General features: G+C 35.6%; 16 protein-coding genes. 12 read left to right on the forward strand and 4 right to left on the reverse strand.

The annotated features are described in order from the left end of the window. The first annotated feature begins 28 nt into the window (after positions 1–28). The 8 genes from KQI49_RS17545 (at position 29) to KQI49_RS17580 (ending at position 8,031) form a co-directional block, all read left to right on the forward strand. Positions 29–346 (forward strand): thioredoxin family protein, encoded by a 318-nt coding sequence (locus KQI49_RS17545; protein ID WP_216490882.1) that lies wholly within the window; start codon positions 29–31, stop codon positions 344–346. A gap of 14 nt (positions 347–360) precedes the next feature. Beyond that, positions 361–1,176, forward strand: a complete 816-nt coding sequence (locus tag KQI49_RS17550) for a DUF1444 domain-containing protein (RefSeq protein ID WP_216490883.1) — start codon at positions 361–363, stop codon at positions 1,174–1,176. 6 nt (positions 1,177–1,182) lie between these two features. Beyond that, a complete protein-coding gene (gene ytpR, locus KQI49_RS17555; RefSeq protein WP_216490884.1) occupies positions 1,183–1,785 on the forward strand; it encodes a YtpR family tRNA-binding protein in 603 nt (200 codons plus the stop codon). Between the two features lie 170 nt (positions 1,786–1,955). After that, entirely contained in the window at positions 1,956–4,229 is a 2,274-nt protein-coding gene (locus KQI49_RS17560; RefSeq protein ID WP_216490885.1) for a DNA translocase FtsK, read from the forward strand. Positions 4,230–4,362: 133 nt separating this feature from the next. Further along, positions 4,363–5,472, forward strand: coding sequence for a nicotinate phosphoribosyltransferase (locus KQI49_RS17565; protein WP_216490886.1), 1,110 nt, complete (start codon positions 4,363–4,365; stop codon positions 5,470–5,472). 146 nt (positions 5,473–5,618) lie between these two features. Then, on the forward strand, positions 5,619–6,923 hold the full coding sequence (gene murC, locus KQI49_RS17570; RefSeq protein ID WP_216490887.1) for a UDP-N-acetylmuramate--L-alanine ligase: 1,305 nt from the start codon (positions 5,619–5,621) through the stop codon (positions 6,921–6,923). Positions 6,924–7,120: 197 nt separating this feature from the next. Continuing rightward, entirely contained in the window at positions 7,121–7,534 is a 414-nt protein-coding gene (locus tag KQI49_RS17575) for a DUF948 domain-containing protein (RefSeq protein ID WP_253286918.1), read from the forward strand. A 17-nt stretch (positions 7,535–7,551) separates the two neighbouring features. Then, the gene (locus KQI49_RS17580) at positions 7,552–8,031 is read left to right on the forward strand and encodes a YtxH domain-containing protein (RefSeq protein WP_216490888.1); all 480 of its coding nucleotides are present in this window, start codon (positions 7,552–7,554) and stop codon (positions 8,029–8,031) included. A gap of 90 nt (positions 8,032–8,121) precedes the next feature. Here KQI49_RS17580 and KQI49_RS17585 read toward each other — a convergent pair whose 3' ends face one another. Next, complete coding sequence (locus KQI49_RS17585; RefSeq protein ID WP_216490889.1) at positions 8,122–10,257, reverse strand: cell division protein FtsA; 2,136 nt, start codon at positions 10,255–10,257, stop codon at positions 8,122–8,124. Between the two features lie 203 nt (positions 10,258–10,460). On the opposite strand from KQI49_RS17585, the gene KQI49_RS17590 reads away from it, so the two are divergent. From KQI49_RS17590 to motS, 4 genes are all read left to right on the forward strand, one after another. Continuing rightward, positions 10,461–11,540 (forward strand): bifunctional 3-deoxy-7-phosphoheptulonate synthase/chorismate mutase, encoded by a 1,080-nt coding sequence (locus KQI49_RS17590; protein ID WP_216490890.1) that lies wholly within the window; start codon positions 10,461–10,463, stop codon positions 11,538–11,540. Between the two features lie 150 nt (positions 11,541–11,690). Beyond that, a complete protein-coding gene (gene ccpA, locus KQI49_RS17595; protein ID WP_216490891.1) occupies positions 11,691–12,692 on the forward strand; it encodes a catabolite control protein A in 1,002 nt (333 codons plus the stop codon). Positions 12,693–12,810: 118 nt separating this feature from the next. Further along, on the forward strand, positions 12,811–13,638 hold the full coding sequence (gene motP, locus KQI49_RS17600) for a flagellar motor protein MotP (protein WP_216490892.1): 828 nt from the start codon (positions 12,811–12,813) through the stop codon (positions 13,636–13,638). Further along, a complete protein-coding gene (gene motS, locus KQI49_RS17605; protein ID WP_216490893.1) occupies positions 13,628–14,404 on the forward strand; it encodes a flagellar motor protein MotS in 777 nt (258 codons plus the stop codon). Before motP ends, motS begins: the two co-directional genes overlap by 11 nt. Before the next feature lie 45 nt (positions 14,405–14,449). Here motS and KQI49_RS17610 read toward each other — a convergent pair whose 3' ends face one another. From KQI49_RS17610 to KQI49_RS17620, 3 genes are read right to left on the reverse strand one after another with little or no spacing between them, the layout of a single operon-like run. Further along, positions 14,450–15,613 (reverse strand): acetoin utilization protein AcuC, encoded by a 1,164-nt coding sequence (locus KQI49_RS17610; RefSeq protein WP_216490894.1) that lies wholly within the window; start codon positions 15,611–15,613, stop codon positions 14,450–14,452. Beyond that, entirely contained in the window at positions 15,610–16,260 is a 651-nt protein-coding gene (locus KQI49_RS17615) for an acetoin utilization AcuB family protein (protein WP_216490895.1), read from the reverse strand. The genes KQI49_RS17610 and KQI49_RS17615 overlap by 4 nt, the downstream gene beginning before the upstream one ends. Further along, the gene (locus tag KQI49_RS17620; RefSeq protein WP_216490896.1) at positions 16,260–16,913 is read right to left on the reverse strand and encodes a GNAT family N-acetyltransferase; all 654 of its coding nucleotides are present in this window, start codon (positions 16,911–16,913) and stop codon (positions 16,260–16,262) included. The genes KQI49_RS17615 and KQI49_RS17620 overlap by 1 nt, the downstream gene beginning before the upstream one ends. Positions 16,914–17,527: the final 614 nt, after the last annotated feature.

Raw genomic sequence — 17,527 nt, forward strand, 5'->3', positions numbered from 1 at the left:
ATATGATTAAACATAGGAGCTGATACAGATGGAAACACTGCAATCTAAGGAGCAATTTGACGATACGATAAAAAATGATAATGTAATAATGTTGTTTACAGCTGATTGGTGTCCAGATTGCCGGGTTATCGAGCCCATTTTACCAGATATCGAAAAGAAATATACAGGACATCAATTTGTTTCAGTTGATAGAGATGACTTTATTGAAATTTGTCAAGAATACGATGTCTTTGGCATTCCAAGCTTTATTGCTTTCCAAAAAGGTGAGGAAGTTGGTCGCTTCGTCAGTAAGAATCGCAAAACAAAAGAAGAAATAGAGGAATTTATAGACGAACTACCTAAGTAAAGGAGGTTAAATTAATGAGTATGACAACGATTAAGATGAAAGATATTCTTCAAAAAAGCCTAGTGAATAAAAATTATGAAACATCTTACAACCGTGATAAAGATACATTTCGGATTGAGTGGGCGGAAACTAAACGTGGTATAACTATTCGATTACCGAACGTTGTGTCTAAATATAATGAACGTGGTGATGAGGCCATTGATGAACTCATTGGACATATTAATGAATCATTAAAAATTATGAATGAAACACATGAATTAGCCGGAAAAGAAAAAAATGTCTATCCAGTGATTAGAGCCACTTCATTTCCACTTGAAATGAAAAATGGTGATAAATTAGTTTATAAAGATCATACGGCGGAGACGCGTATCTTTTATGCACTTGATTTGGGCAAGTCATATCGGCTTATTGATGAGAAGTTGCTTGATGAGGAAGGATGGACGCAAGAGCGTTTAGACGAAATTGCTACTTTTAATGTTCGTTCGCTATCTAATCAATATAACAAAGATACCGTAGCTGGAAATGACTTCTACTTTGTTGCGACACAGGATGGTTACGATGCAAGTCGCATTTTAAATGAATCATTTTTAGAAGAAATGAAAGCCAATGCTAAAGGTGAGCTTGCTATATCGGTACCCCATCAGGACGTGTTAATTCTTGCCGATGTCCAAAATCAGACGGGGTATGATATTCTGGCTCAAATGACAATGAAGTTTTTTGCTGAAGGAAGAATACCAGTTACATCCTTGTCATTTACGTATGAAGATAAACAATTAACACCTATATTTATTCTTGCAAAAAATAAACCAAAACATGAGAGAAAAGAGTGATTTTAGATGTACGTTACCTATAATCCTGAAGGGATTGGCGATGTATTAATTTTACCGATTGAATCTGGAAAAAAAGATGAAGTGACACATGAAAAATTTGGTCCTATTGTAAAAATCATTGACCAAAATAACAATGTATTAGGTTATAATATATTTAAAGCCTCAAAACATTTATCTCTTGAGGGAAAAGGTAAACTTCAATTAACGCAATCGTTATTAGACGAACTAAAGCAATTATTCAAAGAAAATCATTTAAATGATTCGCTTGATTTTGATCTTACCCCTAAATTTGTAGTAGGTTATGTAACAAGTAAAATCCAACATGAAAATGCAGATAAATTAAGTGTATGTGAGGTGGAAGTAGGGGAAGAGACATTACAAATTGTGTGCGGCGCTCCAAACGTCGACAAAGATCAAAAAGTTGTCGTAGCGAAAGTGGGAGCAACGATGCCAAGCGGATTAAAGATAAAACCGACAAAATTACGCGGGGTTGCATCGAATGGTATGATATGTTCAAAGAAAGAACTTGGGTTAACTCAACCAGAGGAAGAAATAGGAATTTATGTGCTAGACGATGCTTATAAAGTAGGAGAACCATTCAATTTTTAAATGAATAGTTAGTGAGAAATAAAACAACCTGAGTCAACCCGGACAAAGGTTGTTTTAATATTCGTGTGCTTTTCTTAACCTGTGTTAGCTTTTCCTTTTGCAATTTACAAGGGAAGAAAAACTGGTAAAATAAATAGAGAGATTGATTACATAGAAATGAGTGAAAAAGAATGTGGGATAGATGGAAAAACAAAATCCAAAATTTCATATGGAAAGAAGTTGAAACTGAAAGTGAAACTGAAGAAGATTCCAATGAAAGAAAGATAGACCAACATCATGATAAAAAACAGCCTATTCAGACAAGAATGGTGTATCAATATCCCGATAAAAAGCCGTTTAAGTTTCCAATCATTCCAGATGAGCCACCTGAGAAGATGACGGCCGAAACTCCTGCCTATAAGCGAAGGAAGGTTGAGAGAGACTATCATAAACAGTATCAAAAAGAATCTCAATCACATGAAGAATCAAATAAAGAGTCAATGCATTTTGAACATAAACCTTCGAGGAAAATTTATAAAAAAGATGAAAGTCGTCCATTTAAACCGAGTAGAGTTGCTTCTCCAATTTATGGGTACCAAGAAAGACGTCAAGATAAAGAGATTCATGAGGTGCCTGCTTATTTAAGAAAACAAAGAGTTGTGGCCGAGCCCGAAACAGCAGAAAATGACGTTAAAACTTTTGAAGAGGAAGATAAACGTTTAGAACATATTGAAAGTGCGGAAAAAGAGTCTGCAGTAACGAAGGAATATTCTTATGATGAAACGTCTTTACCTCAGAGAGAAGAGCGAGAAAAAGCTGACGTTCAAACAGAGAAAAAAGAGTCGGAGATAGTTTCAGAATCGATAAGAAGAAATACTAAGCATACTGAACCTAAGCGAACTAGAAGTAAACCAGGCAAAGAAAACGTACCATTTAACGTCATGATGACACCTCGAGATAAAAAGAATCTTTTTGATAGAAAAAAAGAACAACAAAATGCAATCCAACTTAACACTGAAGAAGAAATATCAATGGATGAATCTTCTCAACTAGATCCTTTTCCTAACACCCTATTAGATGAACCTGTTGATCAAAGTGGAACAAATGATTTATGGGTAGAAGAACAAAAAGGACTCCTTGAGAAAACTCTACAACATTTTAAAGTGAGAGCAACTGTTGTTAATGCTACGCAGGGTCCATCTGTAACAAGGTTTGAGGTGAAACCTGAATTAGGTGTGAAAGTAAGCCGAATTAGAAATTTGAGTGATGATTTAAAGTTGAACATGGCAGCTAAAGATATCCGTATCGAAGCTCCGATTCCTGGGAAAAATACGGTTGGAATTGAAGTGCCTAATCCAAAACCACAAATGGTTGGACTGCAAGAAATTTTTGAGACAAAAGAATTTGAAGATAACCCATCACCCTTAACGATCGCTCTCGGGTTAAATATCGAAGGGGCACCAATTATAACAAACATACAAAAAATGCCCCATGGTTTAATAGCAGGTGCTACTGGATCAGGGAAAAGTGTTTGTATTAACACAATTCTCATCAGTCTGCTTTATAAAGCAAGTCATGAAGACGTTAAGTTTATTTTAATAGATCCTAAAATGGTTGAATTGACTCAATACAATGGCATTCCCCATCTCGTTTCTCCCGTAATTACAGATGTTAAGGCAGCCACTGCAGCGTTAAAATGGGCAGTAAATGAGATGGAAGAGCGCTATGAGAAATTTGTTGATGAAGGTGTCCGTAATATTGAAAAATATAATCAAAAGGTATTAGAGCGCGGGAATAAAGAAGATAAAATGCCTTTTATTGTCATTGTTATTGATGAACTTGCAGATCTTATGATGGTTTCACCACAAGATGTTGAAGATTCAATCAGCCGAATCGCTCAAAAGGCAAGAGCTTGTGGGATTCATTTATTATTAGCGACTCAAAGACCGTCTGTTGACGTCATTACAGGCTTAATAAAGGCAAATATCCCGACACGGATTGCGTTTAGTGTATCTTCTCAAGTTGATTCTCGTACAATTCTTGACGTAGGTGGCGCAGAAAAATTACTAGGTAAAGGTGACATGCTTTTTGTTGAAAATGGAGCAGGTAAAAGTATTAGACTCCAAGGTGCATTTGTTTCGGACGAAGAGATTGATCGAGTGACAAATCATGCCAGAAAGATAGCGAAACCAAATTATTTATTTGAACAGGACACCCTATTGGAAAAGATGACATTTGAAGAAGAGAAAGATGAGCTTTTATATGATGCTATTGACTTTGTTATGATGCAGAACAGTGCAAGCACGTCCATGTTGCAACGTCACTTTAAGATTGGTTATAACCGTGCAGCTCGTTTAATAGATACTTTGGAACAAAAAGGAATTATCTCATCTCAAAATGGTAGTAAACCAAGAGACATTTTAATTACACAAGCTGAACTTGAAGATATATACACGAGTCAGTAATTGATATTAGTTAGGCAGAATTCTATTTAATAGTTTAAATGTTTTTCAATTTCACTTGTTATTTCCTGAGCGTTTTTATATGATTAAATAGATTGTATTACGATTTGTGAGAAAAAGGATTAAGGAGATTCCTATGAAAGAAATAGAACAAAAACTGAAGGGGAACATCAAACGCTTAACTAATAAGACATTTAAGTTTGATGAAAGAATTGGGGATGGTTGGTTTTCGGCGGTCTATTTTTTGAAAACCAAAGAAATTGCAGAAAAGGTTTTACCAAATAACCATGTAACGATGCAGTTTTTTCAGAAATCCAATGCTGTATTATGTGGAACAGACGAAGCAATAGCATTAGTACATAAGTTTGCTGAGAATCCAGAAAGTCTCGAGATTTATTCATTGAAAGATGGAGATAAGATACAGCCATTTGAATCCGTATTGACCATTTCAGGTGCATACCAACAATTTGGTTATCTTGAAGGGATTATTGATGGTATTTTAGGTAGAAGAACTTCTGTTGCAACAAATGTATATAATGTTGTAAAAGCTGCAAGAACGACTGGGGTACAGAAACCTGTCATTTTCATGGGCGATCGTGATGATCATTACACCCAACAAGCTGGTGATGGATATTCTGCGTTTATCGGTGGTTCAACAGCTCAAGCCACACATGCAATGAGCGAATGGTGGGGCATACAAGGTATGGGGACGATGCCGCATGCTATGATTCAAATGTTTCGTGGTGACGTTGTTGCTGCATCGAAAGCCTACCATGAGATTTACCCGAATGATGACTTGATAGCACTTGTTGATTATAATAATGACGTTATTACTGATGCTTTGAAGGTAGCTCGGGTGTTTGGAAAAGAATTAAAAGGCGTTCGGCTTGATACGTCAAGAACGTTGGTAGATAAGTATTTTTTACGAAATCATCATTTAATGGGGACATTCGACCCTCGCGGAGTTAACCCTGAACTTGTGTTTGCGCTTAGAAAAGCCTTAGATGAAGAAGGATTTGACTTTGTAAATATTATGGTTAGTGGAGGATTTACAGAAGAACGAATTAAAACTTTTGAAAAGGCAGACGTTCCAGTTGACATGTACGGTGTGGGTGGTAGTTTATTGAAAATCAATATTGGCTTTACCGGAGATAATGTCTTATTAAATGGTCAATCAGCCGCAAAAGAAGGACGTCGTTATCGCCCTAATCCGCGTTTAGAAAAAGTAGAATATCATAAACAATAACAAAAGATACTTTTCAACGACTATTTTATTTAATTATTTATTTAGGTTTGCTATAATTATCTAAAGCTCATGTGATGGTTAAGTTAAAGCGCAAATGATCGTTGAGCAACGTAAATTCTTTTTATACTAATTTGGAGGTTCTTTTTATGACAACTTACCATTTCATTGGTATTAAGGGAACGGGAATGAGTGCATTAGCACAGATATTGCACGATTCAGGTGAGAAGGTACAAGGTTCAGATATTGAAAAAACCTTTTTTACCGAAGAAGCCTTAAGAAGCAAAAATATTCCAATTTACCCTTTCTCAGAAGATAACATCAAGAATGAATACACTGTAATCGCTGGGAATGCTTTCTCAGAAGATCATATAGAAATAAAAGAAGCAAAACGTAAAGGTGTAACCTTTTATAAATATCATGAATTTTTAGGAGAATGGCTTAAGCAATTTACAAGTATTGCGGTAACAGGAGCGCATGGAAAGACATCGACGACTGGACTTTTAGCACATGTACTAAGTGAATCTTACCCCATTTCTTATTTAATAGGGGATGGAACGGGTAAAGGGCAGATCGATAGTTCTTATTTCGTTTTTGAAGCATGTGAGTATCGACGACATTTTCTGAAATACCGTCCTGACTTTGCAATTATGACGAATATAGATTTTGACCACCCTGATTATTTTTCCAGTGTGGAAGACGTTTTTGATGCTTTCCAATCGATGGCTGATAATGTGAAAAAGGGAATCATTGCATGTGGAGACGATGAATATCTCCAAAAAATCCAGGCTAAAGTGCCTGTTGTTTATTATGGATTTGCCGATACGAATGATTTTCAAGCTCAAAATGTAACTGAAATGGAAAATGGCACCGAATTTGATGTCTTTGTAAGAAATACTTACTATAATACGTTTCATATACCTATGTATGGTGATCATAATATTCTTAATGCCCTTGCAGTTATTGCTATTTGCCATTATGAAGGGTTATCAGTAGAAGGTATAAAGAATTTGAGCACTTTTCAAGGTGTTAAACGTCGCTTTACTGAAAAGAAAATTGGGCAACAGGTTATTATTGATGACTATGCCCATCACCCTAGAGAAATTAGAGCAACAATTGAATCAGCTCGAAAAAAATACCCAAATAAATCGATTGTGGCTATATTTCAGCCGCATACGTTTACACGTACGAAAATATTCTTGCAAGAATTTGCCGATAGCCTCAATTTAGCTGATGATGTTTATTTATGTGACATTTTTGCATCTGCACGAGAAGATGCAGGGGAATTAACAATCCATGACTTGGAGAAGCTAATCCCTGAATGCTCTATACTTGAGCTGTCAAATATAAAGACGTTGAACGGCCATGACGATAGTGTCTTAATCTTTATGGGTGCTGGTGATATACAAAAGTTTCAAAAAAAATACGAAGAAAGTTTAATTGAGCAAAAATAAGGTTATATTATAAGAACTGAACGAAAATTGATAAATGTTAAAAGAGTCTATAAAACGACTCTTTTTATTTAATATTAAAGTCCTTATCAATGTAAATGTTTATATTGTCCAAGCAAGGGTATATTTGAATTAAAATTATTTAAGAAATAATACTAATAATGCTATGATAGAGATATATAAAGTAGAGAAGGAGTTGTATGACTAGTATGGATATATTTTTATATATTGCTGCATCAGTTGCAGTTATTGCCATTTTGGTTCTGGTTGTGTTTATTATGATTGCATATAAGTCTATGAAAAGTACATACGATGATGTGGCAATAACGATGAAAGAATTGGAAAAACAAATGAATTCTATCACAACGGAAACAACAGAGTTACTTAATAAAACAAATCAGTTAGCTGACGATGTGAATGAAAAATCAGCAAAATTGGATGTTCTCTTTGATGGTGTTAAAAGTGTTGGTACAACGGTCCAATCTTTTAATAGTACTTTACAGAATTTCTCATCTAGGATAAAAACATCAAGCTCGACTGAAAAAGATAATGCTTCAGAAGTATTAAAATGGGGTAATGTGTTAATGAGTCTTTGGAAAAAGAAAAACAAATAAATTAGGGAGGAATTTCAATGAGTGATAATATTAATAGTAAGGATTTTATGATTGGTACAGTAATTGGTGGATTAATTGGTGCAAGTTTGGCTTTATTATTTGCTCCTAAGTCTGGTAGAGACTTACGTGACGATATTAACCAAGGTGCTAATCAAATGATGGATAAGGCTAGTGACTTAAAGGATGTCGCCCAGGAAAAAGGTTCGGATTTAAAAGAGATGGCCTATTCTAAAGGCTCTGATTTAGTTGACATGGCTTCAAAGAAAGGTAATGAATTAAAGGATAAAGCGATGGAAACGACAGCTCAAGTGACCAAAGAAGCATCTAAGAAGACCCAAGAAATGACCAAGCAGGCATCTAAGAAAACACAAGAGTTGACTAAGCAGGCTAAAGAAAAATTAGATGAGACGGCGAAGCAAAGTGAAAAACTTGCAGATACAGTCGATGATGCTGCTAAATCAACAGAAAAAGCCAGTAAAGATTTAGCTAAAAATTAATAAAGTAGTTAGTATTTAATTGGAGACTTGGGAAGGGATGAGCTTTTATGCACAGGCCTTCTCAAGTCTCCTTTTACCTTCAATTTTATTCTAATTATTAGTCCATTTTATACACAGCTGATCTCCATCCGAAATCGGGTCGTCGAAACTTGTAGGCTGCTCATTTTTTAGTAGTATAAATTTACCTTTGATTCGAGTTAAGTCCAAATCAACATAACGAAAAACATCTTGAAATATAAATGAATCTGAGTTGTTTTGTTCTATGCTAAGCTCATCATGTTGAAATATAGAGCTATTTGTAGTTAATTTCGTGTTATCACGTGTCACTTTAAGACGCGGCTGTTTAAGAGTCACAGGTTTGTCATTAAATTGAATGTGAATGATATGCCAATACGTTTCATTTAGTTGATCTAATACATCCTGCATTTTAGGTTGTTTACCTTTTTTTATGTTGAGTTGATCATTATCTTTTAAAGGCGTGTCAGCTGGTACCTTTTTTCCGTTTAGTATAATTTGCGTTTCACCGGCATCTATATAGATCGGGCGATGGTCAACATAAATCATGAATTTTCCTCGTATGTCTATGGAATTCGTTTGATTGATGGTTAGAAAGTCTTTTATTGTCGTCATTTGACGTAGCTCTATTATATCTTTATCTTTTACCAAATAGTGTTCATCTACTAGTTTATTGCTTACATATATGGATGACTTCATTTTGACAGCTTTTTGATTCATAAAAAAAGAAACAGAAGGTATCTCACCAAAAAGTTCATTGACTGTTACTTCAGGGGGATTACCGCCTGAGCCTTTTTCAATTGAAATATGGTCTCTGTGTTTAATATGGCTATCAATAGTTGCTGTTTCTTCATTTAGCTGAATCTGAGGAGCAGTTCCATAACTGCCTGGTAAAGTTATGTCTTTATTATTTACTTTTATAAACAGTGCAGATCCGGGTTTACCATAGAAGTCTGTTACTTTTAAGCCTGCATGAATGAGTGCATCGCCAACGGTGAGTTGTTTTAACTGAAACATTCGTACATTTTTATTGTTAACTAGTACATTAATATAATGAATAGGATTTTGTTTTGCGGCAATCGCGATCCCTATAGGTGTTACAAAATCAGGCCCCATTGGTAAGTCCGAGTCTTTATTAAGTTGATTGATGGCCGTGATGTCACGAATTGCAACACGATTGGATGGTAATTTTAGTTTTCCGGCTAATACATTTGTTAACTCTGGCGTTAGGCTTCCTCCACCGACAAGCATAACAGCTTGAGGAGGTTTTGCATTTAAATTAATAATTTCGTCTGCAATTGTTTGAGCTAGTTCATCGACTTTATCAATAATTGTAGGAATTAAGTTGTCATATGTAATCTGTGATTCGAAACCTAAAATATCAGTAACTGTAGTTTGATGATGATGTACAATATTTTTCTTTGTTTGTTCAGCAACTGGAAAATCTAGTAGATAATAATCGCTAATTGCTTCAGTTATTTCGTCGCCCGCTGTAGGTACCATGCCATAGGCCACAACCGTGCCTTGATTAGTAAGTGCTATGTCACTCGTTCCTGCCCCAATATCAACTAAAGCGACGTTTAGCTTACGCATAGATTGGGGAATTAAGACATCGATAGCAGCAATAGGTTCAAGGGTTAAGGCATCCATCTCTAAATTAGCTCTCTCAATTGCAGCTAGTAGTGATTCTATGACCATTTTAGGTAAAAAAGTGGCAATTATTTCTACCCTTGCTTCATAACCTATCTGGTCGATTAACGAACCTATATGAATTCCATCAAGCTCATAATGTAGGACGGAGTATCCGACACAATAGTAGCTTGCATCTTTATTTATAATATGTTCCTTCATTAGTGTTTTTTGCGCTTCCTGAACGGCACTTAACTCAAGGTGTTTAATCACTTGTTCATCTTTTATGGCTTGGTTATCTAAAGACATGAAAGAGGAGGATTGTATCGTTTTTAAGGACCTACCAGCCGCAGCAATACATACTTTATGTAATGGTCCATGTTTTAGTTCCAATGCTTTTTTGACATTGTTAATGACGTTCGCTACTTCGAGAACATGATGAATTTGTCCATCATGCATTGATCTTGCTCGATGTTCCTCAACGTAATAGTCAACTAAGCTATATGCATTATCAGCTTTTTCTAAAATAATTCCAGTAACAGATCTTGTCCCTATATCAAGCGAGAAAATTTGATCGACCATGTAATTTATCCTTTCAAAGTAAAATTGTATCATATAATCGCTTCTATTATATCTCAATGATGACAGGAGAAAAAATCTTTTGTATAATAATGTCTGATTATGTTAACAATCACCTGCTCTTAAAGAGTTAAGTATCAAGCGTGCTCTTAAAGGAGTTTACTACCATTTTGTAGTAAACTGGTGATAGGAGGCTAAAAGCTATTATGGAAAATAATGAAATGACTCAATTACGTAATGAAATGGATGAAATAAATTTAGAACTGTTAAAGCTAATTAATAAACGAGCAAAACTTGTCCAGAAAATTGGAGAGATTAAACAGCAACAAAGTATGAAGCGCTTTGATCCAGTCCGCGAGCGGGATATGCTTAATCATATTATTAATCATAATACCGGACCATTTGATGCAGGGACTATCGAACATCTTTTTAAGGAAATTTTTAAAGCAGGGTTGGAATTATTGGAAGACGATGATGGTAAGGCATTACTTGTATCACGTCAGAAAAAACAAGATAATACGGTTATTAATGTAAATGATGAAAAATTTGGAGATGGTAAATGTCATTTTATTATGGGACCATGTGCCGTAGAAAGTTATGAACAAGTTGAAAAAGTAGCACAAGCTGTTAGCGAGAATGGAGTGAAATTATTACGAGGCGGTGCTTTTAAGCCAAGAACCTCACCATATGATTTTCAAGGTTTAGGAATCGAAGGTTTGAAAATATTGAAAGATGTTGGACAAAAATATAATTTAGCAGTCGTCAGTGAAATTGTGAATCCTACTCATATCGAAGAAGCTATTGATTATTTGGATGTTATTCAAATTGGTGCTAGAAATATGCAGAACTTTGAACTTTTAAAAGCTGCCGGTGATGTGGATAAACCTATCTTACTCAAACGTGGGATGTCGGCTACTATTTCGGAATTTATTAATGCAGCTGAATATATTATGTCTAGAGGAAATGGTAATATTATTTTATGTGAACGTGGAATTAGAACCTATGAACCCTCAACCAGGAACACACTCGATATTTCCGCCGTACCTATTTTAAAACAAGAAACCCATTTACCGATAATTGTTGATGTGACCCATTCTACTGGGAGACGTGACCTCTTAATTCCAACAGCAAAGGCAGCTATTGCAATTGGTGCAGATGGTATAATGGCAGAAGTTCACCCTGATCCAGCCGTAGCTCTTTCAGACTCAGCTCAGCAAATGGACATACCTATGTTTGAAGAGTTTTTATGTGAATTAGTGAAACAAGATGTTACCATTCAATTATAAAAATAACGAGAAACGTCGATACTCTTAAGTTAAGAGGCACTTACATCTATTTTATTTTGTGTTTTGTTGAATCGTGAAGTAAGATAAAATAAGATATGCAGTCGTTTTCATCTAAAAATTAATTGACTTAAACTTTAAGGAGGTAATGTAATGGCGAATATTACTATTTATGATGTTGCTAGAGAAGCGAATGTTTCGATGGCGACTGTATCACGTGTTGTTAATGGAAATCCAAATGTGAAGCCAGTGACAAGAAAAAAGGTTTTAGCTACGATTGAGCAATTAGGCTATCGTCCGAATGCGGTTGCCCGTGGATTGGCAAGTAAAAAAACAACCACTGTGGGAGCAATTATCCCTGATATATCTAGTATTTTCTTTGCAGAATTAGCGAGAGGTATAGAAGATATCGCGACCATGTATAAATATAATGTGATTTTAAGCAATTCTGATCAAAATAAAGAGAAAGAAATTCAATTAATTGATACGATGTACGAAAAACAAGTAGATGGCATTTTATTTATGGGTGGAAACATAACGGAGGAGCATGTTCAGCAATTCTCAAGTGCCTCAGTTCCAGTGGTGTTAGCGGCAACCTATGATGAGTCGAATAAACTACCTTCAGTAAATATTGATTATGAACTAGCTGCATATGAAGCTACGAATAGTTTAATAAATAATAATAAAAAACAGCCTGCTTTCGTTTCAGGGGAGAATGATACGGTTATTAATAAACTTAAATATGAAGGTTACAAACGTGCACTGGAGGAAGCATCGATACCAGTTAACGAAGAATTGGTCATTTTTGGGAATTATTCTTATCAATCAGGTATGACGTCTATTGAAAAGCTATTGAATTTAGGTGAGAAAGCACCAACATCTGTATTCGCAGCTTCTGATGAAATGGCGTTAGGTGTCATTCATGGGGCTCAGGACAGAGGGTATAATGTACCAAATGATATTGAAGTCATCGGATTTGATAATACCAGACTTTCCGAAATGGTAAGACCAACACTTTCAACAATCGTTCAACCGATGTATGATATAGGCGCTGTAGCGATGCGGTTATTAACCAAATTTATGAATAAAGAAGAAGTCGATGAACAAAGAGTGATTTTGCCACATAGAATTGAAAAAAGAAACTCAACAAAATAAGAATAATGTCGATATAAAAGATAGGATCATTTAGATAACTTAATCCCAACTATTTTATATAGTTTACATCTATTAAGATCCTATTTTTTGATTTTAATTAAACAGGAGAGAATCACTTATGACTAAAAGAGACTTACTAACTCCAATCGGCATTACACTTGGATTTATAATGATTATGCTTGCTATTCTCACAAAAGGAGGCGAGAACGCAGGGTCGTTTATGGACATATCCTCCATATTTATCGTGCTCGGTGGTTTAGTTGCGTCATTACTCATCAATTTTAAAATGGATCAAATAAGGCTAACCTCAAAAGTTCTTAAAGAAGCATTCCATAAAAATGATCAGCAAATATCTGATTTAATTAATTTATTTATTACTCTTTCTGAACAGGCAAGAAGAGAAGGGTTATTAGCACTTGAGAACGAATTAGAAAACGTTGACGATCCGTTTATTAAGAAAGGTATATTATTAGCGGTTGATGGCATAGAGCCTGAGGTCATTAATGACATAATGAATGCTGAAATTACTGCCATGGAAGAACGCCATTACCGAGGGAGAACAATAATAGAAAAATGTGGTGAATATGCCCCTGCTTGGGGAATGATTGGAACGTTAGTTGGTCTTGTTTTAATGTTAAACACACTTGATGATCCTGCAACTCTCGGGCCAAGTATGGCAGTTGCCCTGTTAACAACATTATATGGAACAGTCTTAGCTAATCTTGTTTTTATTCCAATGGCGAGTAAACTAGAAAATAAAACTGAAGAAGAAGTATTTATAAAACAAATTATTATCGAAGGTGTCATTGGTGTTCAATCTGGACAAAATCCACGAATATTAGAAGAAAAACTGAGTGCATTTCTATCTAATGAAACACATGTTGAAGAAGATAGCAACGTAATCGAAGAAACAGCATTCGTGGAGGATAGTACCAATGAAGCGTAGAGAGATAAGGAAAAATAAAAACTCTGGGGCCCCTAAATGGATGGTTACTTATTCTGACATGGTCACCTTGATTTTAGTGTTTTTTATATTGTTGTTCTCAATGTCACAAATTGATGCAGCAAAATTTGAAGCTGTTTCAGAATCTTTTCGCGATCGGGTCATATTTGACTTTTATCCTTCTCCCGTTCCAATGGAACATCCGACTGAAAGTGTAAATCATATGGAAAGCGGAAAATTGGTCAACGATTTTCAAGCACCAACACTTTTGGATGTTAATGATGAAGGTGATTATGATGACAAGCAAGACTCTTTAAGCGACTTAATGGAAGCTGTTAATAATTACTTAGAAGAAAATAAATTAGAAGATGTTATAACGGCCAAAAGAACGGAACGTGGAGTTATTTTAGTTTTACAAGAACAGGTCTTATTTGATTCTGCTGAAGCTGTTATTCTAAACTCCGGAAAACCGTTTTTAAATAAAATTGGCACTCTTTTAGATGAAATACCAAATGCTGTGAAAGTAGAAGGACACACAGACAATCGACCGATTTCTAATTATCGATATCCTTCAAATTGGGAATTATCGGGAGCGAGAGCTAGTAGTGTGATTCGCTATTTAATAGAGAAGAATGATTTAGATGAATCAAGGTTTTCAGCAGTAGGCTATGGAGATACAAGACCCGCAGTCAATAATTCGGCTAAGAATTGGAAAAAGAACAGGCGAGTTGAAATAATTATATTAGAACAAGACAATGAAGAAGGATAACAAAAGTTAACCTTCTTCATTGTTTTGTACATTGTTAAATTACTATTATCCATTTTGATTGCATTTTGTATATTTCAATGTATTGGAAAGTGTCTTTGCATTTTTTTCATTAATTTCGGCTTCTCTAGGAATAACAGGTAAATCCTCCGGTGGGTCATGCCAATAGATGGGCAGTGCTTGATTTGACTCTGTTTGCCACTTATCAAGCCATAAAGAAGGGATGGACCCTCTCATAGGCTCATTACATTTCATAATGCTCCAAATTTGAGCCCAGGCGCGTGGAACAACTCGCCAAATATCATAACCACCGCCTCCTGTTGCAACCCATTTGCCCTCACAGTATTTATGGGCCAATTCATGAGCAAGTTGGGGAATACGTTCGTAAACTTTCATACTTGTACAGAGGTGGGTAAGTGGATCTAAATAATGAGCATCTGCCCCATTTTGAGTCAAGATAATATCAGGATTAAAGAAATCTACAATCTCTTTGAAAGCGGATTCATATGATGATAGAAAAGACTCGTCTTGAGTGAAAGCATCAATAGGTAAGTTAAACGAATAACCAAGTCCTTCTTTTATTCCTCGTTCGTTAACATTGCCCGTCCCTGGAAATAAATATCTTCCCGTCTCATGGATTGAAAAAGTGCATACATTCGGATCGTCATAAAAGGCCCATTGTACCCCATCACCGTGATGTGCATCTGTATCAATATATAGAACCTTTAGATTATATTTTTCTCTTATATATTTAATAGCTACGGCTCCGTCATTATAAATACAAAAGCCAGACGCTTTTCGCTTAAAGCCATGATGAAGGCCGCCACCTAAATTGAGTGAATGATCTACCCGTTCTTGTAAAACTTGATCCACTGCGGTTAATGTTCCCCCTACTAAGTAGGCAGATGCTTCATGCATCCCATTAAAGGTGGGCGTGTCTTCCGTACCAAGTCCAAATTCTACTCCATCCACGTCACTTAATTTCCCTCTGCTGGCTTGTTTGATTGCTTCAATATAAGCATGGTCATGAAACAGCGCTAATTCATCATCAGTTGCCATTCTCGGTTCCATGATTTCCGCTGAATCAAGCAAATGAGCAGCTTGTAAAAGTTCTTTTGTCAATTGGACTCTTTTTTGATTAAATGGATGATCCGAATGAAAGTGATAATTTAATAGTTTATCTGAATAGATAAACGATGCGTTACATGTCATAATTTTGGCTCCAAGATGTTATGTGGCCATAATAATTCATAGCCAGCTTTTCTTAGGTCCTCTATGACGGGTGTTGGATTAATTGTTTGAATACGAAAAACTAATACTTTAAAGTTCGGATCATCATTATATGGATAAATTAATACTGATACTATATTTACTTTTCTTTCTCCAAAGATAGAAGCTACTTCTGGTAATATTCCAGGTCGATGAGGGACTTTAATTTCAATATGTGAGCTTTGAACATGAGTGCCTGTTAGTTGAATCAGTGTATACAGCATGTCTTTCTCTGTTACTATGCCAATGAGCTTATTATTTTTAACTACGGGTAAAGAGGCGAATTCCTCATCGTAAAAGATTCTTGCAATCTCCTCAACGAAATCAAGTGGATGAATGGTTACGACAGGGTGACTCATAATGGTTTTAAGCTCATTTTTTAGTTCTGAATTAGTTGCTTCTTTTTCAAAAATAGACGGACTGGCATCTCGTACATCTCGATCAGATACAATTCCTACCACGTTGTTATCTTCATTTACAATAGGTATGTGGCGAATACGGTGTTTCTGTAATAATTTTAAAGCTTCTGCAATTGTTGCAGTTGGAGGCAAGGTAACAACGTCTGTTTTCATTATTTGTTCTACAAGCATTATTTTTCACCTCTCATAATTCTATACTTATGCCTTTGCAAGAATCGTAATTCATCAAATCTTTTAATAGATTCTTCAGTCACATTTTTTCCAATCCTAACTACTAAACAATTGGCAGGATGGGAGATTATTTCAGGGTCATCTGTTGGTGCGGGGGTTAATCCACCAGCAGCCATCATTTTTTCCATCACTTTTCTATACTCCCAAATACTCAATCCAGTTCCTTTTAAATCCCAGTGCCAGTAATATTCTGTTGAGATGATAATATAATTTTCCATAAAAGTATCATGCATAGATGTTTCTAATAGGCTGGAAGCAATCTTCACCCCACGATATTCCGGTATAACTTCGATAGCTCCTAAGACAAGTAGGTCTTCCATTTCAAATTCAGACCATCTTTCTAGTGGATCAGGGTAGAGATATGTAACATATCCGACAATCGTATCTTCTGTACGTGCAATAATAATACGACCTTCTTCAAAATCAGCTATCTTCATAACAGCTTCAAATTGTTTTTTCGCTGGTCGGAACGCGGTTAAGTCTTTATGAAAATGATATTGTTTTAATTCTGAAGAAGGTAATGGGCCTTCAATTGTGATGGGGCCTCCTTCAGTTTGTCGCACCATAGAATGATATGTTTTGACATGGTTCATCATTTCACCACCTGTAATTATGAAATAAAACGATATGCATCTATTATAACGTATAATTATATTAATTTTTAGTATTTGTTGAAAAATTATTTCTCTATTGAAATGTTTAAATAATAAATAGTTTGAACTATGGTTACCCCCCATTGAACCATCAAAAATAGCTATTTATACATAAGAGGAATAAACTGTGCAGTAACCAATGTGGTTGTTTTAAAGTAAGGTTAATATCACCACGTCTGGGATTGCTCCGGGTGGACGCTTTCCGCGGACTGGGAAAAATAGCAGTTTATATACTTCAGCCTTCGATGTACAGGGTGAGATATAGACGAAGGCGCGTAGGCCGTAACGAAGACGCATAGCCAAGATAGAGACAATTTACTACACATTTTATATCAAATGTACGGTAATAAAAGTTTTTGTGCCTTGATAATCCAGTTTTTAGGATCAAAAAAGACAACTGGTGCAATGTATTCTATCCAACATGCTCCCAAGGGTGGGAGTGTAAACTGAACTGTGTAAGTGAGAGAGCGTACGACTCTTGCTTCGCAGTTCAGTTTTTTTATTGTAAGATAAAAATATAACGATTGGGAGGTTATTCTATTGGCCAAGTCAAA

The organism is Virgibacillus sp. MSJ-26 (assembly GCF_018918075.1).
Classification (GTDB): domain Bacteria; phylum Bacillota; class Bacilli; order Bacillales; family Amphibacillaceae; genus MSJ-26.

Excerpts from the sequence above, each read along its gene's own strand:
- KQI49_RS17615 (WP_216490895.1), bottom strand. The coding sequence starts at position 16,260 with ATGCTTGTAGAACAAATAATGAAAACAGACGTTGTTACCTTGCCTCCA.
- KQI49_RS17565 (WP_216490886.1), top strand. The coding sequence starts at position 4,363 with ATGAAAGAAATAGAACAAAAACTGAAGGGGAACATCAAACGCTTAACT.
- KQI49_RS17545 (WP_216490882.1), top strand. The coding sequence starts at position 29 with ATGGAAACACTGCAATCTAAGGAGCAATTTGACGATACGATAAAAAAT.
- KQI49_RS17585 (WP_216490889.1), bottom strand. The coding sequence starts at position 10,257 with ATGGTCGATCAAATTTTCTCGCTTGATATAGGGACAAGATCTGTTACT.
- KQI49_RS17560 (WP_216490885.1), top strand. The coding sequence starts at position 1,956 with ATGTGGGATAGATGGAAAAACAAAATCCAAAATTTCATATGGAAAGAA.
- KQI49_RS17620 (WP_216490896.1), bottom strand. The coding sequence starts at position 16,913 with ATGAACCATGTCAAAACATATCATTCTATGGTGCGACAAACTGAAGGA.
- KQI49_RS17610 (WP_216490894.1), bottom strand. The coding sequence starts at position 15,613 with ATGACATGTAACGCATCGTTTATCTATTCAGATAAACTATTAAATTAT.
- KQI49_RS17575 (WP_253286918.1), top strand. The coding sequence starts at position 7,121 with ATGACTAGTATGGATATATTTTTATATATTGCTGCATCAGTTGCAGTT.
- murC (WP_216490887.1), top strand. The coding sequence starts at position 5,619 with ATGACAACTTACCATTTCATTGGTATTAAGGGAACGGGAATGAGTGCA.
- KQI49_RS17590 (WP_216490890.1), top strand. The coding sequence starts at position 10,461 with ATGGAAAATAATGAAATGACTCAATTACGTAATGAAATGGATGAAATA.
- ytpR (WP_216490884.1), top strand. The coding sequence starts at position 1,183 with ATGTACGTTACCTATAATCCTGAAGGGATTGGCGATGTATTAATTTTA.
- KQI49_RS17580 (WP_216490888.1), top strand. The coding sequence starts at position 7,552 with ATGAGTGATAATATTAATAGTAAGGATTTTATGATTGGTACAGTAATT.
- KQI49_RS17550 (WP_216490883.1), top strand. The coding sequence starts at position 361 with ATGAGTATGACAACGATTAAGATGAAAGATATTCTTCAAAAAAGCCTA.
- motP (WP_216490892.1), top strand. The coding sequence starts at position 12,811 with ATGACTAAAAGAGACTTACTAACTCCAATCGGCATTACACTTGGATTT.
- motS (WP_216490893.1), top strand. The coding sequence starts at position 13,628 with ATGAAGCGTAGAGAGATAAGGAAAAATAAAAACTCTGGGGCCCCTAAA.
- ccpA (WP_216490891.1), top strand. The coding sequence starts at position 11,691 with ATGGCGAATATTACTATTTATGATGTTGCTAGAGAAGCGAATGTTTCG.